We start from the raw sequence: 21,216 nt of genomic DNA, 5'->3' as shown, positions 1-21,216 counted from the left end.
GCTCTGGCTCTGGCTCTGGCTCTGGCTCTGGCTCTGGCTCTGGCTCTGGCTCTGGAGCAGGCAAGTTATCCGGGACGTTTTCGTCAAGTGTATCAGGCACTGTAGCCGGATCTGCGGCTGTCGCAACCGACGGTGCGGAGTCGCCACCATCAGTCGCCTGCGTCACTGTCGCGTTACGATCATCATCACTGGCATTTTCCGGCCCCACGGTCACGATGGCACGGGTCGGTTCAGGTTTGGACTCGTTACCGGTCATGTCGCCATCAACCGTCTCATCATACCGGCTGGCCACAAACCACCAGGAGCCAGCCAGCAACACGAGCGCCAGGGCCACCCAGCGTCCACCCCCGGCAAGACGACCAAGCCCCCCGCCCCATCCTCTCCGGGGCATCGAGGCCATATCCAGCCAGACCCCATGGGCCACACGCTGCAACCGACCGGGACTCCCCTGAGACAGGGCCGTCAACTGCTCCAGCCGATGCGCCGACAGCAGTTCGGATGGCTTGCCTCCGGCCTTTACGATCCTCGGTTCCAGATACTGGCGGATATCATCCTGCTCAAACCAAGGCAGGCCGATGCTGTGAATGCTGGCCGCCAGCCCCTCGTTGTCGTCCAGTCCAATCTGCTCCCGCAACGCACCGGAACCGGCGAGCACCGGCACGGCGGCAAGCGACCGATCCGCCCCCCGGAAAGCCTCCAGAAGGCCCCGTAATACTCCCGGAGACGCCTGGTCAGCGTCATCCAGCAATAACACCTGACGCCGGCCCTTGCAGGTTGCCTCCTCCGACAGGCTGAAAAACCCAGCCAGGGCTTCCCGGGGGGACTCATCCTCCGGTGGACGACGACCGATACCCCGGTACAGGGCCCGGACCAGGGACTCAAGGGAATCCAACTTACCCGCATGGAGTCGGAAAAACTCCAGGCGCGCCCCTTCACTTCGTACCAGCTCCCCCAGGAGTCGGGTCTTGCCCGCCCCCCTGGCTCCGGTAAGCAGCAGGGCCAGGTCCCCGAAGCCGCAAAGATGTCTCAGGGTTTCCAGGGCGTGCTGCCGCTGGGCACCGGCATAGAAAGGCACCTCCATGGCCAACGGATCTTCCCGTAATCCGTACCGCTCCTGCAGCCTGGGAAACAGGCCACCGGCTTCCAGCCCGGTCAGTCCTTCATTCATGGGTACACTTGCCTCCCTACACCGGACGTTTCAATGGCAGAAAGCGGAGAAGGTAGCAGCCAGGGCCTCGAAGGAAAAATCATCGATCACTTCCGCCTCACCCAGGCTGCGCAGGAGTATCAGACGCAGGCGACCGTCTACATTCTTCTTGTCCACTGCCATCAGATTCATGAAATGATCCGCGGTCATTCCCTCAGGAATCCCCGTGGGCAGACCGGCGGACGCGACGATCACCTCCACGCGGCGCCTGTCGCTGTCGGAGATATTGCCCAACCGGACTGAGAGGTCCGCCGCCATTACCATGCCAGCCCCCACCGCCTCCCCATGAAGCCAGTTGCCGTACCCGGCATGGGTTTCGATGGCGTGGCCAAAGGTATGACCGAGGTTCAGTATGGCCCGCAAACCGCCTTCCCGCTCATCCTGTGCCACCACATCCGCCTTGCACTCGCATGAGCGGTAGATAGCCTCGGTCAGCGCTTCGGCATCCAGGCCGGTGAGCCTGGGCATGGCACCCTCAAGCCAGTCCAGGAAACCGGGCTCCCGAATCAGGCCATACTTGATCACCTCTGCCAGGCCCGCGGAAATCTCCCGGGTTGGCAGCGTCTTCAGGGTATCGGTGTCCACCAGCACGCACCTTGGCTGATGGAAGGCGCCGACCATATTCTTGCCAAGCGGGTGGTTGATGCCGGTCTTTCCGCCCACCGATGAGTCCACCTGGGCAAGCAGGGTTGTCGGCACCTGGATGAAATCCACGCCCCGCTGGTAGCAGGCCGCCGCGAAACCCGCCATATCGCCGACAACCCCACCGCCCAGGGCCACTATCGTGGTCTTGCGGGAATGCCGCTGTTCCAGCAAGGCGTCAAAGATCCGATTGAGCGTCTCCCAGTTCTTGTGGGCCTCACCATCCGGCAGGATCACTTCATCCACCTGGCAGCCCGGGAAGCTGTGACGGGCCTGCTCCAGATACAGGGGGGCGACGGTGGCGTTGGTCACAATCATCACCGTACTTCCGGCCACATAGGGCGTCAGATCCTGCCGACCCAACAGCCCTTTACCGATAATGATGGGATAGCTTCGGTCACCCAGTTCCACCCGAAGTTCCCGGGACGATTCAGGCATGATTCCGGTCCTCTTTCCTGACCTTACGTCGCTGACGCGGTGTCCTTGGATTCAGTCGATTGATAATCTGTCGCACCACCAGCCGGGGACTCTTGCGGTCCGTCAGCATGACAATGTCGGCCAGGCGGGAGTATATGGGATCCCGTAGCTCAAACAGTTTCCTGAGCACCGCCTCGGGGTCATCGTTCTGCAGCAACGGGCGGTTTCGGTCCTTGCGGGTGCGTTCGAACTGCTGCTCAAGGGACGCCTTGAGGTAGACGACAACCGCATCCTGCTTGAGCCATTGGTGGTTGTCCTCTTTCATCACGGCACCACCACCAGTGGCCAGTACCGATGCGCCGGTTTCGGACAACTCCTTCAAGATGGCCGATTCCCGCTGGCGGAACCCCGCTTCCCCTTCCACATCGAATATCCAGGGAATATCAGCTCCACAGCGTTCTTCAATCACGCGGTCCGAGTCCAGGAAGTGATACCCGAGCTCCCGGGCCAGTTGGCGACCGATCGTGCTCTTGCCCGCTCCCATGGGGCCGACCAGCACGATTCGTCTTGGTAACGGCATTGCTTCAACTCCCGATTGAACAGGCCCGAGAGAATACCATAAACACAAAAAAGCCGCCGGTATGACCCGGCGGCTTTCTGGTGACGCGACCGTCTAGTCGATCAGGTTGCTTTCCATGATCTTGGGCGTGATGAAGATCAGCAGTTCGCTACGCTCATTGATATTCTCCGTCCGACGGAACAGGGCGCCAACATAGGGAATATCACCCAGCAACGGTGTCTTGGTCACGGTAGTGGCCACTTCAGACTGGAAGATGCCGCCAAGCACCACGGTTTCACCGTTGCCGACCAGGACCTGCGTCGTTACCTCGTTGGTATTAATGCTCGGGATACCAGCCGTTTCCTCGCCCCGGGAATCCTGGTTGACGCGAAGATCCATGATGATCTTATTGTCCGGCGTTATCTGTGGCGTAACTTCCAGGGACAGCACTGCTTCCTTGAAGGATACGGACGTGGCACCGCTGGAAGACGCCTCCTGATAGGGAATCTCCTCACCGGACTTGATCGTGGCAGACTGGCGGTCGGCGGTGACCACCCTCGGCTGTGAGACTAGCTCTGCCTTGCCGTCACTTTCAAGGGCGGATATTTCCAGGTCCACCAAGAAGTTTTCACCACCCAGGCCAATGGCAAAGGAGGACGCTCCGGCATCCGAAACACCCAGATCAACCACCAGGGCGTCCGGATAGACCACTTCCTGATCATTCCAGACACCTTCATTACCTTCAATGGAACCACTGCCGAACAGCGTATTGCTACCATCGTCATCCAGGAAGCCGCCGCCCCAGCGCACACCCAGGCTTTCGGCGACGTTGGTCTGGGCACGAACGATACGGGCTTCGATGGACACCTGACGCACCGGAATATCCCAGGTGTTGATCAGGCGCCGGATCTCTTCCAGCTTCTCGGCGGTTTCACGAACGCTGATGGTATTGGTACGAACATCCGAGGAGATAAAGCCGCGATCGGAGATCAGTTCCTCGTCCTCCTGGATAAGCCCAACAATATCCGCAGCCTTTGCGTAGTTGACCTGGATGATCTCCAAGCGAACCGGGGCCAGTTCGGCAATCTGCTTATTGGTCTCCAGCTCCAGACGCTCGCGAGCCGCGATCTCTTCCGCAGGCGCCACCAGCAGCACGTTACCAATCTGCCGCTTGTCCAGACCCTTGGTCTTGAGAATAAGGTCCAGGGCCTGGTCCCAGGGCACGTTCTGCAGGCGCAGGGTGATGCTGCCGGATACGGTATCGCTGGCCACCAGGTTCAGGCCGGTAAAGTCCGCAATCAGCTGCAGTACCGAGCGGACTTCAATGTCCTGGAAGTTCAGAGACAGCTTGTCACCGGTGTATGGGAACTTCTCTTCCTGACGACGCTCTGCTTCTTCCTCGGTCAGTTTTTCCACGCTGACCGTGAAACGGGAACCTGACTGGTACGCCAGGTAGTCATAAGCCCCCTGGGGCCGAATCTCGATAACCGCATCACCACCCTCGGTGAAGGTGTCCACCCGGGTGACCGGTGTGGCGAAGTCGGTGACATCCAGACGACGACGCAGCTTGGTCGGCACGGTTGTACCATCCATAACCAGGCGGATTCGACCGCCCTGCTCATTGAGCGCGACCGGAACACTGCTGTTGGACAGATCGATAATGACTCTACCTTCCCCGTCGGCTCCCCGACGGAAGTCCACGCCGGTAATGGCGTCGCCGGAGACCGGCTCAGACACCGATGTGCTGGCGCTGCCAGAGGCAGAGGGCATGGACGAATCCGCCGCCATCGAACCCGCAGTGTCATCGTCCTCACCGATAGTAACAATCAGCGTATTACCGGATATCTCGGTCTCGTAAGGTGTGAGTTCCAGCAGGTTAAAAATCAGACGGGTACGGTCCTGGGTTTCAACCACCGTCATGCTCTGGGTGTTGCCGTCCCCGAGCGACATACTCCGGCTGGCCAAGCCGCTGACGGTATCATTCAGGTCAATGGCGATCCGGGCCGGACGCTCAATGGTATACCCCCTGGGTTCCGGTGGTGCCTCGTCAAAACTCAGCACCACCTCGGTGCGGTCGCCAGAGAGCGAGGAGAACTCCACGTCCTGAAGCGTTGCCGCATTGGCAATTCCGGCTGCCATCGCCAGAGTTGCCGCGCTCATCAATACCGTGAATTTTCTGAACATCGCTATCCTCGACCCCAAAACTTGTGTTACTTGCCTGTTTCTTTGTGTATCCATCTTCGCGCCGCTCCCTAGCCTTCATCTTCCAGCGACAGAGATCGGGGTCTCTCAACCCAGCCCCCCTGGCCGTTGGGCACGATTTCCAGCAACTCGATCCGGGTCTCGCTGATGCCGACAATACGGCCATAGTTGGACCCCATGTAGTTGCCGTTGCGCACCCGGTGAATGCCACCATCCGTGTCCTCGATTAACGCAAACAGGTTGCCGTCTGCACTGGTCAATGTGCCGACCATTTCCAGCTCGGTGAGCCCGTAGTTCTCCAGCACTTCCTTGGGCCTGTCCAGGTCCGGCTCCACGGTGCTTTCCGGTGTTTCATCCAGCATGGTCAGTTGGACATCCACCGGTGGCTCGAAGGGCGCCCGACGATCCGCGGCCGAATAGGTAAAGGCCTCATAGGCCTGGAACTCCGGCAGGGGCTCCACATGGCCCCTCGGCTTGGCACGGGTTTCTTCCATGTAACGATCAAGATCCGAAAAATCGCCTCCCTGGGTACATCCGGCAAGCAGGGTTGCCAGACAGACGCCCAGCCAGGCTTTCATTGCATGCTGTCTTGCCATGCTCACTCTCCAGCCCGGTAGCGGTAGGTTCTGGCGACAACCTGCATATCAAGCTGATCCGCGTTACCGCCTCTTGGTGTGATGGTGAAGTCGTGCAGCGTAACGATCCGGGGCAGACCCGCGATACTGCTCACGAAGGACGCCAGCTCGTGGTAGGAGCCACTGACCTGGATATTGATCGGCAGCTCAATATAGAAATCACGCTGCTGCTCGCTCTGGAGCTGAATTTCCTGCAGGGAAAGACCACTGCCAAGGGCCGTGTTGGTAATATCCTCCAACAGCCCCGGAACCTCGGTATCACTGGGAAGTTGGCGCACCAGAGCACCAAAGGTCTCTTCCATCTCCACCATCTGCTGCTTGAAGACCTCCAGGTTAGCCACCTGATAGGCCTTGCGCTCGTACTCCTGGCGCAACTCCGCCTCCTTCCGTTCGACCTTTTCCAGTTGCGCGTACTGGTCCTTGATAAAGAACCAGTAACCACCACCGACAATCAGGCCGACGATGATCAGGATCACAATGAATTTAATGGGCGCAGGCCAGATGCCGGCGTTGTTGACATCAAGGTCGTTGATATCAAAGTCATTCATGCTTTTGAGGGAGTCCGAAAGGCTCACTGATCACTCTCCTCTTCCGGCTCGGGTGTTGTCTGACTCACGGACATATTGAAATCGCTATAACCGTCACGACCACTCTCCGCCGCAGCGACACTGGTTAGGTTGGGATTGCTGAACCAGTCCGAACTTTCGAAATTTCTCATCAATGAGGAAATCCTACTGTTGGACTCTGCCATCCCTGCAATCGTCAAACGGCCCTCTTCCTTAGTCAGATCCGTGTAGAAGAGCCCATCCGGCAGGGTACGCACCAGTTCGTCGAATACCCGCACAATCACCGGACGCTTACCCTGGAGATCCTGGATGACTTCCATCCGGGCCAGGAGCTCTTCGCGCCGCTTGCGAAGCTCCTCTATCTCCTTGATCTGGCTGTCCAGTTTGCGGGAAGCCGCCTCAATGTAGTCATTGCGGGATTCCTGATAGGCAATCCGGTTATCCATGTCCGTCTTCCACAGGAAGGCCAGGCCGGCGGCCACAATGGCGGCCCCCAGCAGCATGGTAACGAACTGCTTCTGTTTCTCTGCCCTGAGCTCCTCTCGCCAGGGCCTGAGGTTGATCTTGGCCATCAGTCAAAGCTCCTCATCGCCAGTCCGCAGGCAATCATCAGCGAGGGGGCGTCATTGGCCAGTGCCGACGCATTCACCCGGGAGCCTACTGCCATGTCCGAAAAGGGGTTTGCCACAATTGTGGAAGTGGCGGTCTTTTCCTCCACCATTTCGGCCAGCCTCTGTATGGACGCCGTACCGCCGGCCAGGAGAACGTAATCCACCGCGTTGTACTGGCTGGCCCCGAAGAAGAACTGCAGGGCCCTTGCCACCTGCTGGACCACGGCTTCCCGGAAGGGCTCAAGCACCTCCGTCTCGTAGTCGTCGGGCAGGCCGCCCTGTTTCTTCGCCAGGCCGGCTTCCTCAACCGAGAGCCCGTACCGGCGCTGGATTTCCTCGGTCAGTTGCTTGCCACCGAAAATCTGCTCACGGGTATAAACCGTCTGGCCGCCGGCCAGCACACTGAGGGTGGTCATGGTGGCGCCGATATCCACAATGGCAACCACCAGCTCTTCACCATGGGAATCCAGCTGGGGCTCAATCAGGGAGTAGGCACGCTCAAGGGCGTAGGCTTCCACATCCACGATCTTTGCCGTCAGGCCGGCAATATCCAGGGCGTCCTCACGAATGTCCACATTCTCCTTGCGGCACGCCGCCAACAGCACGTCAACCTGATCGGGATTGGACTCGGAAGGCCCCTGGACCTCGAAGTCGATGGCAACCTCATCCAGGGGATAGGGAATATACTGATCAGCCTCAAGGGCAATCTGGTCTTCCAGCTCGAACTCGTTGAGCCCGGCATTCATCTGGATTACCTTGGTGATAACGGCCGAACCCGACACCGCAACCGCAGCCTGCTTGACTCCGGTACGGGCCTTGCCGACAACCCGTTTGATGGCGTCGCCGACCGCTTCAACATCGGTAATGTTCTTCTCAACGACAGCGTTTACGGGTAGCGGCTCGACAGCATGGCTCTCCACCTTGTAACGACTGCCCTGCTTTGAAAGCTCCAGCAGCTTGACCGAGCTGGAGCTGACGTCCACACCCAGTACGGTACTGGATTTTTTACCTGGTAATCCGAACACGCGCTCACCTTATACCTGGACAACCTTCCGCCTGGCAATTGTGCCAGACTCCGGCCGTAAAACCCTGGCCTGACTGCTTTTTACGCTCTGATTCTTGTAATACTGCGCAGCAGTTCCCTTTATATGTTTTTTGTGTAAGAGAATTTCTTCTGTTTTAGGTCTACAATGCAGCCTCGTTGTTTTGAGAGGTTGCAGGAGTATTGACTCCTTTTAACACCTAAAGCAATTTCTCAAATGATAGACTTATATCCAACAGTTGTCAGAAAAAAATGTCCCGACTGATTACAGCATCACGCTTCTTAATCTGGCTGACCATTCTGGGGGCCAGTTCCGCCATGCTCATCGCTGCCGGATTCTACCTGCATCTCCGCCCTGGGCTACCGGCGGTACACCAGTTACTGGATACCCGCCTTCAGACGCCACTCAGGATCTATTCATCAGATGACAGATTAATAGCAGAATTCGGAGAAAAGAGAAGGACGCCTGTCACAATCGACCAAATCCCCGAGAAACAGCTACAGGCCTTCCTGGCCGCGGAGGACTCACGTTTCTACGAGCACTTCGGCGTGGACGTGATCGGCCTGGGTCGTGCAGCGGTTGAACTGGCCTCCACCGGGGAAATCCAGTCAGGTGGCAGCACCATCACCATGCAGGTGGCGCGCAACTACTTCCTGACCCGGGATCGGACTTTTGCAAGGAAATTCAACGAGATATTGTTGTCCTTTCAGATCGAGAAGGAACTGGACAAGGAAACCATCCTTGAGCTGTATCTGAACAAGATCTATCTGGGCAACCGGGCCTACGGCCTGGCAGCAGCGGCCCAGGTCTACTATGGAAAGCCGGTCGAAGAGCTCAACCTGGCCCAGATGGCCATGCTGGCAGGCCTGCCCAAGGCGCCCTCCGCCTACAACCCCCTGGCCAACCCGGAGCGGGCCAAGGTGCGCAGAGACTGGATTCTCGGGCGCATGAATGAACTCGGCTATATCACGAACAGCGAATACCAGGACGCCCTGGGCCAGCCCCTGACAGCGGAGTATAATGCCACGCAGACCGAAGTAAGCGCTGACTACGCCGCCGAGATGGCCCGCGCCGAAATGGTCGCACGCTACGGCGAGTCCGCCTATAACGATGGCTTCCAGGTCACCCTGACGGTAAATGGTGACGACCAGGCCGCAGCCACGACCGCCCTCCAGCGGGGACTGGAAGCCTACGATCAGCGTCATGGCTACCGGGGACCGGTGGATACCACCGATCAGGTCCCGGCAGACAAAGCCACGTACCATAGCATCCTGGAGACCTACCCCCGGGTTGAGGACCTCTATCCGGTCCTGATTACCGGCATCAGCGACGAGGACGGCCGGGCAACGGCGTGGTCCCGGCATCTGGGCGAGGGATTCATCCCCTTTGACACCATGGTCTGGGCTCGCCAGTTCCGGAGCACCAACGCCATGGGCCCCGAGCCCTCCAGGGTGTCGGACGTACTCTCGGTCGGCGATATCGTATACGTCCGCCGGCAGCCGGAAACAGACAGCCCAGCCACCACGGAGTCCGCCAGCAACAATGATGCCCCCGCTATAGAGGAAGGGACGCTGGAGGATGGCACCGCCCCGGTGGTCGGCCCGGTGCCGATGGCACTATCACAGATACCGGATGTCCAGGGCGCACTGGTGTCGCTGGAAGCCAAAACCGGGGCCATCCAGGCCCTGTCCGGCGGCTACAGTTTTAACCAGAACAAGTACAACCGGGCCATCCAGGCCCAGCGGCAGCCCGGCTCCACCTTCAAGCCCTTCATTTATCTAAGGGCCCTGGAACAGGGCATGACCCCGGCAACCATCTACAACGACTCCCCCATTGTCCACCAGGGGGATGAAATGGAACCGGGCTGGCGCCCGGAGAATGCCGGCGGCGAGTTCGGCGGACCAACACGACTGCGGGAAGCTCTCTATCGCTCCCGAAACCTGGTCTCCATCCGCCTGCTACAGGATCTGGGCGTAGACGACACGGTGGCATTCCTGGATCGCCTGAAGCTGCCCACCGACCACCTCCACCGGGACCTGTCCCTGGCCCTGGGCAGCGGCTCAATGACCCCCATGGACATGGCTCGGGCCTTTGCCGTCATCGCCAATGGCGGTTATGACGTACAGCCCTACCTGATCCAGACCATCCGTAACAGCGAAGGAAAAGTACTTTACGAAGCGCCTCCAGCCATCCTCTGCGACCGCAACTGCGACCAGCTCAGGGAGAACAGCCCCACACCGGTGGTGGGCTTCCCCGCCATCCGGGTAGCAGAAAGACTGGCCGATGAGCGCGCCGTGTACATCCTCCACTCCATGCTCAAGGACGTTATCAAACGGGGCACCGGCACCGGCGCCCGGGTCCTGGAACGGGACGACCTGGGCGGCAAGACCGGCACCACCAACGAGCAGAAGGATGCCTGGTTCTCCGGGTTCAACCACGAGATTGCCACCACCACCTGGGTTGGCTTCGACCAGCCCGCAACTCTCGGCTATCGCGAGTTCGGCGGCACCGCCGCACTCCCCATCTGGGTTGACTATATGCGCGAAGCACTGGAAGGCATGCCTCCGCAGAACATGAAGAGACCCCGAGGCATTGTCCGCGTCCGGATAGACCCTGAGTCCGGCGACCGCGCCGCCCAGGGACAGGACAACGCCATCACCGAGATCTTCCGCGCCGAAAACGTGCCGGAACAGACCGCAGGCAATGGCTTGAGCGGTAACAGTGACGACGCCAACCTGCCTCGCAACCTGTTCTGACCAGGCTTTGCGAAAGCCCGGTTGGGGCCCCTCCCAACCGGGCAATCCGACCTTCAACCCTGCCTGCTAAAACCCCACTCGACTCTCCTGCAGCCACAAAAAAACCGACGGCTCTCACCGTCGGTTTTTTGTACGTTACTGCTGATCAGCGAATGTCTTCCATGGATTTCAGCGGATAGTGCTCCGGGTACCCCTTGCGGGCGACCCCGGAATCCACAGCCGCACGGGCTACCGCTGCGGGCACCACATCCAGCAGACGCACATCCATCGGCTTGGGAATGATGTACTCCCTGCCAAACTCAAAGCTGGCCACATCATAGGCTTCACAGATTTCAGCCGGCACCGACTCCTTCGCCAGCTCACGGATAGCGTGAACCGCAGCCACCTTCATTTCCTCGTTGATGGCGGTGGCACGTACGTCCAGCGCCCCACGGAAAATGAACGGGAAGCCCAGCACGTTGTTCACTTGGTTCGGGTAGTCGGAACGACCGGTCGCCATGATCAGGTCACTGCGAGCCTCCAGGGCCAGCTCCGGCTTAATTTCCGGGTCCGGGTTGGAACAGGCGAAGACGATCGGGTTCGGCGCCATCTTGTTAAGCTGCTCGACGGAGAACAGATCCGGGCCGGACAGCCCCAGGAACACGTCCGCGCCGTCGATGGCGTCGTCCAGGGTGCGCTTGTCGGTGTCGTTGGCGAACATCGCCTTGTACTGGTTCAGGTCGTCACGACCGGAGTGGATAACCCCCTTGCGATCCAGCATGTAGATGTTCTCGGAGCGAACACCACAGCTCACCAGCAGCTTCATGCAGGCAATGGCAGCCGCACCGGCACCCAGGCAGACCACCTTGGCCTCTTCAATCTTTTTGCCCTGCAGTTCGAGGGCATTGATCATGCCGGCGGCGGTGACGATAGCCGTGCCATGCTGATCGTCATGGAAAATGGGAACACTGCACTTCTCGATCAGCGCACGCTCGATCTCAAAGCACTCCGGCGCCTTGATGTCCTCAAGGTTGATACCACCGAAGGTGTCGGCAATCCGCTCCACCGTTTCGATGAACGCCTGCGGGCTTTCCGAGTCCACCTCGATGTCAAACACGTCAATACCGGCAAAACGCTTGAACAGAACGCCCTTGCCTTCCATTACCGGCTTGCTGGCCAGCGGGCCGAGATTGCCAAGACCCAGAATGGCGGAGCCATCAGATATGACCGCCACCAGATTGCCCTTGGCCGTATACTTGTATGCGTTCTCGGGGTCCTTCGCGATCTCGCGGACCGGTTCGGCAACCCCGGGGCTGTACGCCAGAGACAGGTCGCGGGATGTCCGGGTCGGCTTGGTGATTTCAACACTCAGCTTACCCGGCCGCGGCTGGGCGTGATATTCAAGGGCTGCTTCTTTCAGATCTTGAGACATTGCCACTGTTCCGTTTGTCACGTTTAAATAAGGGACACTCTTCGACTATTCGCGTATTGACGCCGAAACACCGGGCGTCACCGCAAATGTGAGCGCGCCATTATGGACTGAAGCCTGTCGCCAGACAAGGCCTGGTATCCGTAATATCCACTACAGGCTCACAGATCGCCAGCCATAAAAAAAGCACCCTGGAGGGTGCTTTTCTCGAGCTGCCAGCAGGGCCAGTCAGCAGCAGGCACTCGGCCTTCCTTACTTCTTACCACCGATACGGCCGCCGAAGCGCTTCTGGAACCGGTCGATACGGCCTGCGGTATCCATAACCTTCTGCTTGCCAGTATAGAAAGGATGGCACTGGGAGCAGACGTCCAGCTGCAGATCCTGGCCGAACGTGGACCGGGTCTTGAAGACATTGCCGCAGCTGCAACTGGCGGTAATGTCGTGATACTTGGGGTGAATACCTTCTTTCATGGCGAACCTCTCCGGTCATGCCGCCACCCGGTCACCGCATTGATAAATCGATTTTTTTACGATTATCAACACCTTGATGCCGAGCACCGCATGTTTGAATCCAGTGGAAAGACAGGGCACAATCAACCCCGTCTGAATCAGACCGCGCATCTTACGTGCAAACGCCCGTTGACGCAAGATACGCGACGCCCGAAACACCTGCCATATTCGCCCGGAGTCCTGGTGCCCCAGACCGTACGCGTTGCCCTCAATCGCCCCATCCGGCGCCTCTTTGACTACATCGCTCCGGACCAGATGGCCCTTGTCCCCGGACAACGGGTGCAGGTGCCTTTTGGACAGCGCCACGCCACCGGCCTGGTCGTGGAAACCGACGTCACTCCGCCGCCGGGCATTGACCTCAAGCCAGTCAGCAAGACCCTGGAATCCTGGCCTGCATTGCCCACCGAAACCCTGAACCTGCTTACCTGGGCATCCGGATACTACCAGCACCCCCTGGGAGAGTGCCTGTTTATGGCCCTGCCCCCCGCCCTCCGCAAGGGGCGACCCGCGGAACCGGCAGAGGAGGATTCCTGGTGGGCCGTCGCCGACGCTTCCACCGAGGGCCTGCCGGGCAACGCCCGCAGACAGAGGCAGCTTTTGTCACTACTCCAGGAGCACCCACGCCCCATGGCCTGGAGCCAGCTTCGACACCGGGGGTATACCCTGCCGCAACTGAAGGGCCTTATCGAGAAAGGACTTGTCCGGCAGGCCGAACCACCGGAATCCGCATCGACACCGGCCACTGCTACCGAAACATTTCCCACGCTGACCGATGCTCAACGGATTGCCGCCGATGCCCTGCCGGATGGAAAGGATTTCTCTGCAACATTGCTCTACGGCATTACCGGCAGCGGGAAGACAGAACTCTACCTGGACTACCTGAAACGCACCCTGGATGACAGCGCCCAGGCCCTTGTGCTGGTCCCGGAGATCAACCTGACACCGCAGACCGTGGCCCGTTTCCACCGGTACTTTGGCGACCGTATCGTGGTCTGGCATTCCGCCCTGAACGACCGGCAGCGCCTGCAGACCTGGCTCCGGGTCCGGGAGGGGGAGCCGGTCATCCTGATCGGCACCCGATCCGCCGTATTGCTGCCTTTTACCCGGCTGCAGACCATCGTGGTGGATGAGGAACACGACAGCTCCTATAAACAGGGTGAGGGTTTCCGCTATTCCGCCAGGGATCTGGCGGTCTTCCGGGCCCGGGAGAACCAGTGCCCGATCATCCTGGGATCCGCCACCCCGTCCCTGGAATCGTTACAGAACGCGGCCACTGGAAAGTACCGGCAGGTGGACCTTACCGAGCGCGCCGGAACGGCAAGCCCACCCCGGCTCAGGCTGCTGGATATCCGCAGCCGGCCACTGAACGGGGGCCTGTCCCGTCCGGCCATGGACGATATCCGGACCACCCTGGCAGCCGGTGAACAGGTACTGGTGTACATCAACCGGCGCGGCTTTGCGCCCGTATTGATGTGTTTTGACTGCGGCCACATTGCCGAATGTCCCCACTGTGACACCCACCTGACCTATCATCGCCGGGATCGGGCCCTGCGTTGCCACCACTGCGACTACCAGCAGCCGGCCTTCAGCCAGTGCCCCAAATGCGCCGGGGAGGCCTGTCAGCCGGTGGGCCAGGGCACGGAACAGACCGAAGACGTGCTGGCCACCAGCTTTCCGGATGTGCCGGTACTGCGCATCGACCGGGACAGCACCCAGCGCAAGGGCAGCATCCAGGCCATCCTGAAGCAGGTCAATTCCGGTGAGCCCTGCATCCTGGTGGGCACCCAGATGGTGGCCAAGGGTCATGATTTTCCCAATGTCACGCTGGTGGTGGTGGTCAATGCCGATGGCGGCCTGTTCAGCGTGGATTTCCGTGCGCCGGAACAGATGGTCCAGACGCTGCTGCAGGTCAGCGGCCGCGCCGGTCGCGGTGAGAAACCCGGCCGGGTACTGATACAGACCTGCCACAGCGATCATCCACTGCTGACCACCATCGCCCAGGGCGACTACCTGGCTATGGCCCGCCAACTCCTGGCCGAACGGGAGCAGATCAACCTACCCCCCTTTCGCGCCATGGCCGTCCTGCGGGCGGAAGCCCCCTCCATGGAAGCCGCGCTGACCTTCCTGGACCAGGCCCGCAACGACCTGCCCTCGGACACCCTGGACATCTGGGGCCCCCTACCCGCGACGATGGCCCGCAAGGCAGGCCGGCACCGGGCACAACTCGTTCTGCAATCGTCTGGCCGGGGCGGCCTGAACCGCACCCTGGCCCGGCTATGCGCCCGCCTGGACCAGCAACGCCTGCCTACCAGCCTGCGCTGGATGGTGGACGTGGACCCCCTGGAAACGGGCTAGCGGCCCCACAGACAGCCGTGGATTTTGCTAAGCCCCGCCCTTTCCGGGATAATACCGGCCCTCAAAGTTGGCCAATCGACCACATTCCCGAAGCAAGGGTTACCGGATAGCATGAAAGACACCGTCACCGAACTCCTCGGCGCGGCACTGGCCGCCCTTCAGTCAGAAGGCACCCTGCCCGCGGATCAGACCTTCACGCCCCAGGTGGGCAACACGAAGGACAAGGCCCACGGCGACTATGCCTGCAACATCGCGCTGGCCGCCGCCAAGGCCGCCGGCTGCCCGCCGCGACAACTGGCCGAGGCACTGGTGGCGCGCCTGCCCGAGAGTCCGGCGGTGGCCAGGGTGGAGATTGCCGGACCCGGTTTCATCAATTTCTTCATGACCGCCGAGAGCGCCGTCAGCATTGCCTGCGACATCCTCGGACAGGGGACACAGTTCGGCCGCAACAACAGCGGCCAGGGGCAGAAGGTGCAGGTGGAATTTGTCTCCGCCAACCCCACCGGCCCCCTCCATGTGGGCCATGGCCGGGGCGCAGCCATCGGCGACAGCCTCTGTCGCCTGCTGGAAGCCAACGGCTACGATGTCACCCGTGAGTTCTACTACAACGATGCCGGCGCCCAGATCGACAATCTGGCGAAATCCGTCCAGGCCCGGGTCAGGGGCCTGGGGCCGGACGACGCCTCCTGGCCCGAAGACGGCTATCGGGGCGACTACATCAAGGATGTGGCCGAAGCCTACCTGAAGGGCGAGACCGTAACCGCCGACGACCGGGAAGTCACCGGCAAGGCGGATCCGGAGGACATCCAGGCGATCCGTGAGTTTGCCGTGGCCTACCTGCGCCGGGAACAGGACCTGGACCTGAAGGCGTTCGGTGTGGCGTTCGACGTCTACTTCCTGGAATCGTCCCTGTACCGGGAGGGCAAGGTGGAGGCTGTGGTCAAGCGCCTCCAGGAGAATGGCTACACCTACGAACATGAAGGTGCCCTGTGGCTGATGACCACCGAGTTCGGCGACGACAAGGACCGGGTCATGCGCAAGAAGGACGGTGGCTATACCTACTTCCTGCCGGACGTGGCCTATCACCTGGACAAGTGGCAGCGGGGCTTTACCACCGTGATCAATGAACAGGGTGCCGACCACCATTCCACCGTCACCCGGGTCCGCGCCGGACTGCAGGCCCTGCGGGCCGACATTCCCCAGGGCTGGCCGGACTATGTGCTGCACCAGATGGTTATGGTGACCCGCTCCGGCCAGGAGGTGAAAATCTCCAAGCGGGCCGGCAGCTATGTCACCGTGCGGGACCTGATCGACGAGGTGGGCCGGGATGCCACCCGTTTCTTCCTGGCGGCCCGTCGCGTGGACTCTCAGCTCACCTTCGACATCGACCTGGCCCGCTCACAGACCAACGAGAACCCGGTGTACTACATCCAGTACGCCCATGCACGGATCTGTAGCGTGCTGCGCAAGCTGGCGGAAGAGCACGGTGTGGAACGGGGCTTCAACGACGTGGCCGGAGATCTGGCCCTGCTGACCCTGGACGAGGAAAAGGAGCTCGCCAACCAGCTGGCGAAATACCCGGAACTGATCCGCAGCGCCGCCAATACCCGGGAGCCGCACCACCTGACTCATTACCTGCGGGATCTGGCGGGCCAGTTCCACACCTACTACAACGCCCACAAGGCACTGGTGGACGATACTGCCCTGCGCGACGCCCGCCTGACCCTGTACCTGGCCGTGCGCCAGGTGATCGCCAACGGGCTGGACCTGCTGGGTATCAGCGCCCCGGAAGAAATGTAACCGGCAGGAGATACCCCATTGGCCAGGGATTACGCCCGCAAGCAGTCTTCCGGCAGGGGAGCGGTCGACCGTGCACCGCCCCCCCGGAAGACCCGTGCCCGGGAAACCAAACCCAAGAGCACCCCGCGCCGTCGCCTGGTCGGGGCCGGAAAGCAAAGCGGAGGACTGTCTGTGCGCTGGATCCTGTCACTGGCGGCGGTCGGTGGATTTATCGGCTTCATCTTCTACTTGAACACCCTGGAACCCGACGGCAGCGCTCCGACCGGGGGTGACCCCCCCCCTCCGGCCAGTCAGCCCGCCGAGCCTGCCCCGGAAACCAGTAACGATACCGCCCGGGAGCAGCCCAAGTTCAAGTTCTACGACATGCTGCCGGAGTCGGAGGTGGTGCCACCCAACGTGGACGAATACACCCCCAGCCCGGATACCCAGGACTTCCGCTACCTGGTACAGGCCGGCTCCTTCCGCAGCTCGGAGGACGCCGAACGCCAGCGCGCACAGATCGCCTTCCAGGGCCTCCGCGCCAAGGTGTCGCAAATCGACATCGAAGAGGGCAACACCTGGTACCGGGTGAACGTGGGCCCGTTCGACAGTCGCAGCCAGATGAACTCCGCCGTGGACAAGCTGGTGGCCATCAGCATCCAGCCACTGGTGCGGAAGATCCCCAAAGAGTAATCGCCGGCCTTCCCCCCGGTGCCTTGAAATCCCGTGGTCCGGCTCCATATCTCGGAAATCACTTCGATTTCAGGATATGGAGCCCCGATGACAACGATACTTTCAGTACGCCGTGACGACGAGGTAGCCATGGGCGGCGATGGCCAGGTCTCCCTGGGCAATACCGTCATGAAAGGCAATGCCCGCAAGGTACGCCGCCTCTACAACGGCAAGGTACTGGCCGGATTTGCCGGCGGCACCGCCGACGCCTTCACCCTGTTCGAACGCTTCGAGGCCCAGTTGGAAAAGCACCAGGGCAACCTCACCCGCGCGGCGGTGGAACTGGCCAAGGACTGGCGAACGGACCGGGCCCTGCGACGACTTGAAGCTCTGCTGGCCGTGGCTGACAGAACCGCCTCCCTGATCATTACCGGCAACGGTGACGTCATCGAACCCGAGCACGGCCTGATTGCCATTGGCTCCGGGGGCCCCTTCGCACAGGCATCCGCCACGGCCCTGCTGGAGAACACCGAACTGAGTGCCCACGAGATCGTCGAGAAGGGCCTGGATATCGCCGCCGATATCTGCATCTACACCAATCACAACCGCACCCTTGAAGTGCTCTCAGCCAACGACTGAACCGGAGCTACCATGTCTGCAATGACTCCCCGCGAGATTGTCCACGAGCTGAACAAACACATCGTTGGCCAGGAAGAAGCCAAGCGCGCCGTTGCCATCGCACTGCGCAACCGCTGGCGCCGGATGCAGCTCGACAGCACCCTGCGGGACGAAATTACCCCCAAGAATATCCTGATGATCGGTCCCACCGGCGTGGGCAAGACCGAGATTGCCCGGCGCCTGGCCAAACTGGCCGACGCTCCCTTCCTCAAGGTGGAAGCCACCAAGTTCACCGAGGTGGGCTACGTGGGCAGAGACGTGGAATCCATCATCCGCGACCTGGCGGATATGGCCATCAAGATGCTGCGCGAGAAGGAAATGAAGCGCCACGAAAACCGGGCCCTGGATGCCGCCGAGGAACGCATCCTCGATGCCCTGCTGCCGCCACCCCGCGACTTCAAGGAGGACAGCCAGCCACGGGAGGACTCCTCCACCCGCCAGCTGTTCCGCAAGAAGCTGCGGGAAGGCCAGCTGGACGACAAGGAGATCGAGATCGATCTGCGCAACTCCGCCGCCGGCGTGGAGATCATGGCGCCCCCGGGTATGGAGGAGATGACCAGCCAGTTGCAGAACATGTTCTCCAACCTCTCCCAGGACCGCCGCAAGACCCGCAAGATGAAGGTGGCGGACGCCATGCGCCAGGTGAAGGAGGAAGAAGCCGCCAAGCTGGTCAATGAGGAAGAGATCAAGCAGAAGGCCATCGAATCCGTCGAGCAGAACGGCATCGTGTTCGTGGACGAGATCGACAAGGTAGCCAAGCGCTCGGAGAACGCCTCTGCGGACGTCTCCCGGGAAGGCGTGCAGCGGGATCTACTGCCCTTGATCGAGGGCAGTACCGTCAGCACCAAGTATGGCTCCGTGCGCACTGACCACATCCTGTTTATCGCCTCCGGTGCCTTCCATCTGTCGAAGCCGTCGGACCTGATCCCGGAGTTGCAGGGCCGCTTGCCCATCCGGGTGGAACTGCAGGCCCTGTCGCCGGAGGATTTCCGCCGCATCCTGACCGAGCCGGACGCATCGCTGGTCCAGCAGTACGAGGCGCTGATGGGCACGGAAGGCGTCAATCTCACCTTCAGCGACGACGCCATCACCCGCCTGGCCGAGGTGGCCTGGAAGGTCAACGAGAGCACCGAGAACATCGGTGCCCGTCGCCTGCACACGGTGCTGGAACGGCTGCTGGAGAGCCTGTCGTTTGACGCTGGTGACAAGGTGACCAACGAGTTCGAGGTAACCGCGGAGTACGTTGACGAAAAGCTCGGCGATCTGTCCGAGGACGAAGACCTCAGCCGCTACATCCTGTAAACCGGCAGTGGGGCGTGGCCAACAGGCTTCGCCCCACCCTGTCAGGAGCACACATCCATGAGCACGCGCCCCACCGATATCCGCATCCGCAAGCAAAGCCGGCTGCTACAACTGGTGTATGCCGACGGCCAGGTGTGGGAACTGCCATTTGAACTGCTCAGGGTCTGGTCGCCCTCGGCGGAGGTTCGGGGGCATGGCGCCGGCCCGGGCACCCTGCAGACCGGCAAGAGGGACGTACTGGTCACCGGAGCGGAAATGATTGGCAACTATGCCCTCAAGCTCACCTTCAGCGACGGCCATGACTCCGGCCTGTACAGCTGGGACTACCTGTGGGACCTGGGGGAACATCAGGACGACTACTGGCAGCGCTACCTGCAGCGGCTGGAACAGGAAGGCGGTCGACGGGAATCCGGCCCCCAGCAGCACTTCTGAGGCCGGGTATCAGACCTGCCCGGCTTTATTGGGCTTTCTGGAAGACCTGACTGACGCTGCCCAGCACGCCCTTTTTCTGCCTCTGTTTCCGCTTCCTGGCCACATAGAGTGGCAGCGTTTCCCCATAGAGGGCGGTACTGATGGTCCGCTCACTGTCCTCCAGCACCTTCCGGTTCAGTCGGATACCGTGCTTTGCCAGCACCGGCTCCAGCTCGTCGGCCCGCCGCAACAGGTCACGGCGGGTCATCTGGTAGGCGTGCTCACAGACCTGGCGACGGGAACGGAAACTGAACACGCTGGAGAAGAATAATGTGGCGTCGTCCCGCGTTGGCTCAAACAGCACCACTTCCCTGCCCGGGTAGTCCCTGGCGTACTGGGCCAGGCCCTTCTGGATACGGGAATGCACCATGGTGCGGAACATCTGGGCCAGCAGGTTGGGCATGCCGGAACCGGTGAGCTCATCCGCCGCCATGGTTCCCGCCGCCTCCGCGGCTCTGGCATCGACGGGTACCTGGGGATTGATGGCCAGCACCAGGTCGGCGCCGTGGTCGAAGGCCACGGACGCATGCAACCCCTTGCGCAGAGTGCCATCCACACAATAGCGCCCCTCCACCTGCACCGGCGTATACAGGCCCGGCGACGCCATGCTGGCCTGGATGGCCCTGGATACGGGGATATGATCCAGCCCTTCGTCCCCGAAACACACGGTTTCCGTGGTCTCCACATCCGCCGCAATCACGAACAGACGCCGCCGCAGCTTGCGGAAATCATTGGTCCGCCCGGAGGTGGTGAACGCCCGGGCCAGATATTCCTCCAGCGCGGAATTATCAAAGAGACCGGATGGCGCCGCCTGGGCCAGTATGGTCATGGCTTCCAGGAAACTCTGGTCATGGGGATTGCGGAGGAAGCGGGAAACGGCGCTGGTCACCAGCCCCGGCACCGCCCTCAGGCGACGCCCCATCTCCCGCAGGGCGGGGCGGTAGAACACTTCCGGATGGAACGGATGAACCTCCGCCTCGTGCCGGACGAAGATGCGACACAATTGCGCGGTGGTGAGCTGGTTGGCAAGATTGGCGGCGACGAACCCACCGGCGTTGACCCCCACGTAGACGTCAAGATCATTAAAATCCAGGCCATCCAGGGCCTCGTCCAGGGCCCTGAGCGCCCCGATCTCGTAGATGCCTCCCAGGGGGCCGCCGCCCCCAAGGGCCAGGCCAATCCGGGGTGCCGGCCTCAGTTGGGTTGGTTCAGTGGTCATCTTGCCCTCCCCTGATACTCTCAAATGCCACGATGCACCGTATACCCGGTCAATACGGCCAGTTACACGGGCATCAGGTCAGTCACCCACCAAATTACCAGCCGGAATTAGAATACTCACCCCAAAAATAAGGTTCATCGCGGATTAGCGTGAAAAAGTAGGAGACGGCGGTAAAACCGGTTAG

At 61.0% G+C, this 21,216-nt stretch carries 18 protein-coding genes; 7 read left to right on the top strand and 11 right to left on the bottom strand.

The annotated features are described in order from the left end of the window. The 8 genes from RO069_RS00395 to RO069_RS00360 form a co-directional block, all read right to left on the bottom strand. Window positions 1-1,168 (bottom strand): ATP-binding protein (locus tag RO069_RS00395; RefSeq protein ID WP_328184534.1); only part of this gene is annotated, 1,168 nt, incomplete at its 3' end. Window positions 1,169-1,198: 30 nt separating this feature from the next. Beyond that, window positions 1,199-2,287 (bottom strand): 3-dehydroquinate synthase, encoded by a 1,089-nt coding sequence (aroB, locus tag RO069_RS00390; RefSeq protein ID WP_328184533.1) that lies wholly within the window; start codon window positions 2,285-2,287, stop codon window positions 1,199-1,201. Then, window positions 2,280-2,846 carry a shikimate kinase AroK gene (gene aroK / locus RO069_RS00385; RefSeq protein ID WP_328184532.1) on the bottom strand — a complete coding sequence of 189 codons (567 nt, stop codon included), beginning with the start codon at window positions 2,844-2,846 and terminating at the stop codon, window positions 2,280-2,282. The genes aroB and aroK overlap by 8 nt, the downstream gene beginning before the upstream one ends. Window positions 2,847-2,939: 93 nt before the next feature. Then, window positions 2,940-5,009: a type IV pilus secretin PilQ gene (gene pilQ, locus RO069_RS00380; RefSeq protein WP_328184530.1), complete on the bottom strand. Its 2,070-nt coding sequence runs from the start codon at window positions 5,007-5,009 to the stop codon at window positions 2,940-2,942. 68 nt (window positions 5,010-5,077) lie between these two features. Continuing rightward, window positions 5,078-5,623: a pilus assembly protein PilP gene (locus tag RO069_RS00375; protein ID WP_328184528.1), complete on the bottom strand. Its 546-nt coding sequence runs from the start codon at window positions 5,621-5,623 to the stop codon at window positions 5,078-5,080. A 2-nt stretch (window positions 5,624-5,625) separates the two neighbouring features. After that, window positions 5,626-6,237: a type 4a pilus biogenesis protein PilO gene (locus RO069_RS00370; RefSeq protein ID WP_328184526.1), complete on the bottom strand. Its 612-nt coding sequence runs from the start codon at window positions 6,235-6,237 to the stop codon at window positions 5,626-5,628. After that, window positions 6,234-6,800, bottom strand: coding sequence for a PilN domain-containing protein (locus RO069_RS00365; RefSeq protein ID WP_328184524.1), 567 nt, complete (start codon window positions 6,798-6,800; stop codon window positions 6,234-6,236). The genes RO069_RS00370 and RO069_RS00365 overlap by 4 nt, the downstream gene beginning before the upstream one ends. Further along, window positions 6,800-7,864: a pilus assembly protein PilM gene (locus tag RO069_RS00360; RefSeq protein WP_328184522.1), complete on the bottom strand. Its 1,065-nt coding sequence runs from the start codon at window positions 7,862-7,864 to the stop codon at window positions 6,800-6,802. The genes RO069_RS00365 and RO069_RS00360 overlap by 1 nt, the downstream gene beginning before the upstream one ends. 278 nt (window positions 7,865-8,142) lie before the next feature. On the opposite strand from RO069_RS00360, the gene RO069_RS00355 reads away from it, so the two are divergent. Then, complete coding sequence (locus RO069_RS00355) at window positions 8,143-10,638, top strand: penicillin-binding protein 1A (RefSeq protein WP_442915315.1); 2,496 nt, start codon at window positions 8,143-8,145, stop codon at window positions 10,636-10,638. 145 nt (window positions 10,639-10,783) lie between these two features. On the opposite strand, the gene RO069_RS00350 is transcribed toward RO069_RS00355, so the two are convergent. Then, window positions 10,784-12,049, bottom strand: a complete 1,266-nt coding sequence (locus RO069_RS00350; protein ID WP_328184519.1) for a malic enzyme-like NAD(P)-binding protein — start codon at window positions 12,047-12,049, stop codon at window positions 10,784-10,786. Between the two features lie 249 nt (window positions 12,050-12,298). After that, window positions 12,299-12,517 carry a 50S ribosomal protein L31 gene (rpmE, locus tag RO069_RS00345; RefSeq protein WP_328184518.1) on the bottom strand — a complete coding sequence of 73 codons (219 nt, stop codon included), beginning with the start codon at window positions 12,515-12,517 and terminating at the stop codon, window positions 12,299-12,301. A gap of 222 nt (window positions 12,518-12,739) precedes the next feature. Here rpmE and RO069_RS00340 point away from each other — a divergent pair, with 222 nt between their 5' ends. From RO069_RS00340 to RO069_RS00315, 6 genes are all read left to right on the top strand, one after another. Then, complete coding sequence (locus RO069_RS00340; protein ID WP_328184517.1) at window positions 12,740-14,911, top strand: primosomal protein N'; 2,172 nt, start codon at window positions 12,740-12,742, stop codon at window positions 14,909-14,911. A 111-nt stretch (window positions 14,912-15,022) separates the two neighbouring features. Further along, the gene (argS, locus tag RO069_RS00335; RefSeq protein ID WP_328184516.1) at window positions 15,023-16,711 is read left to right on the top strand and encodes an arginine--tRNA ligase; all 1,689 of its coding nucleotides are present in this window, start codon (window positions 15,023-15,025) and stop codon (window positions 16,709-16,711) included. Window positions 16,712-16,729: 18 nt separating this feature from the next. After that, window positions 16,730-17,383: an SPOR domain-containing protein gene (locus RO069_RS00330; RefSeq protein ID WP_328184515.1), complete on the top strand. Its 654-nt coding sequence runs from the start codon at window positions 16,730-16,732 to the stop codon at window positions 17,381-17,383. An 87-nt stretch (window positions 17,384-17,470) separates the two neighbouring features. Continuing rightward, window positions 17,471-18,001: an ATP-dependent protease subunit HslV gene (gene hslV / locus RO069_RS00325; RefSeq protein ID WP_328184513.1), complete on the top strand. Its 531-nt coding sequence runs from the start codon at window positions 17,471-17,473 to the stop codon at window positions 17,999-18,001. A 12-nt stretch (window positions 18,002-18,013) separates the two neighbouring features. Continuing rightward, complete coding sequence (hslU, locus tag RO069_RS00320) at window positions 18,014-19,342, top strand: ATP-dependent protease ATPase subunit HslU (RefSeq protein WP_328184511.1); 1,329 nt, start codon at window positions 18,014-18,016, stop codon at window positions 19,340-19,342. Window positions 19,343-19,399: 57 nt separating this feature from the next. Next, window positions 19,400-19,774, top strand: a complete 375-nt coding sequence (locus RO069_RS00315) for a DUF971 domain-containing protein (protein ID WP_328184510.1) — start codon at window positions 19,400-19,402, stop codon at window positions 19,772-19,774. 25 nt (window positions 19,775-19,799) lie between these two features. On the opposite strand, the gene RO069_RS00310 is transcribed toward RO069_RS00315, so the two are convergent. Beyond that, window positions 19,800-21,032 (bottom strand): patatin-like phospholipase family protein, encoded by a 1,233-nt coding sequence (locus tag RO069_RS00310; protein ID WP_328184509.1) that lies wholly within the window; start codon window positions 21,030-21,032, stop codon window positions 19,800-19,802. Between the last annotated feature and the right edge of the window lie 184 nt (window positions 21,033-21,216).

The sequence above is a fragment of the Marinobacter sp. OP 3.4 genome (assembly GCF_036224885.1).
Classification (GTDB): domain Bacteria; phylum Pseudomonadota; class Gammaproteobacteria; order Pseudomonadales; family Oleiphilaceae; genus Marinobacter.
This window is presented reverse-complemented; position numbering and strand designations above follow the sequence as displayed.

Excerpts from the sequence above, each read along its gene's own strand:
- RO069_RS00315 (WP_328184510.1), top strand. The coding sequence starts at position 19,400 with ATGAGCACGCGCCCCACCGATATCCGCATCCGCAAGCAAAGCCGGCTG.
- argS (WP_328184516.1), top strand. The coding sequence starts at position 15,023 with ATGAAAGACACCGTCACCGAACTCCTCGGCGCGGCACTGGCCGCCCTT.
- aroB (WP_328184533.1), bottom strand. The coding sequence starts at position 2,287 with ATGCCTGAATCGTCCCGGGAACTTCGGGTGGAACTGGGTGACCGAAGC.
- rpmE (WP_328184518.1), bottom strand. The coding sequence starts at position 12,517 with ATGAAAGAAGGTATTCACCCCAAGTATCACGACATTACCGCCAGTTGC.
- hslV (WP_328184513.1), top strand. The coding sequence starts at position 17,471 with ATGACAACGATACTTTCAGTACGCCGTGACGACGAGGTAGCCATGGGC.
- RO069_RS00375 (WP_328184528.1), bottom strand. The coding sequence starts at position 5,623 with ATGGCAAGACAGCATGCAATGAAAGCCTGGCTGGGCGTCTGTCTGGCA.
- aroK (WP_328184532.1), bottom strand. The coding sequence starts at position 2,846 with ATGCCGTTACCAAGACGAATCGTGCTGGTCGGCCCCATGGGAGCGGGC.
- pilQ (WP_328184530.1), bottom strand. The coding sequence starts at position 5,009 with ATGTTCAGAAAATTCACGGTATTGATGAGCGCGGCAACTCTGGCGATG.
- RO069_RS00365 (WP_328184524.1), bottom strand. The coding sequence starts at position 6,800 with ATGGCCAAGATCAACCTCAGGCCCTGGCGAGAGGAGCTCAGGGCAGAG.
- RO069_RS00310 (WP_328184509.1), bottom strand. The coding sequence starts at position 21,032 with ATGACCACTGAACCAACCCAACTGAGGCCGGCACCCCGGATTGGCCTG.
- hslU (WP_328184511.1), top strand. The coding sequence starts at position 18,014 with ATGTCTGCAATGACTCCCCGCGAGATTGTCCACGAGCTGAACAAACAC.
- RO069_RS00350 (WP_328184519.1), bottom strand. The coding sequence starts at position 12,049 with ATGTCTCAAGATCTGAAAGAAGCAGCCCTTGAATATCACGCCCAGCCG.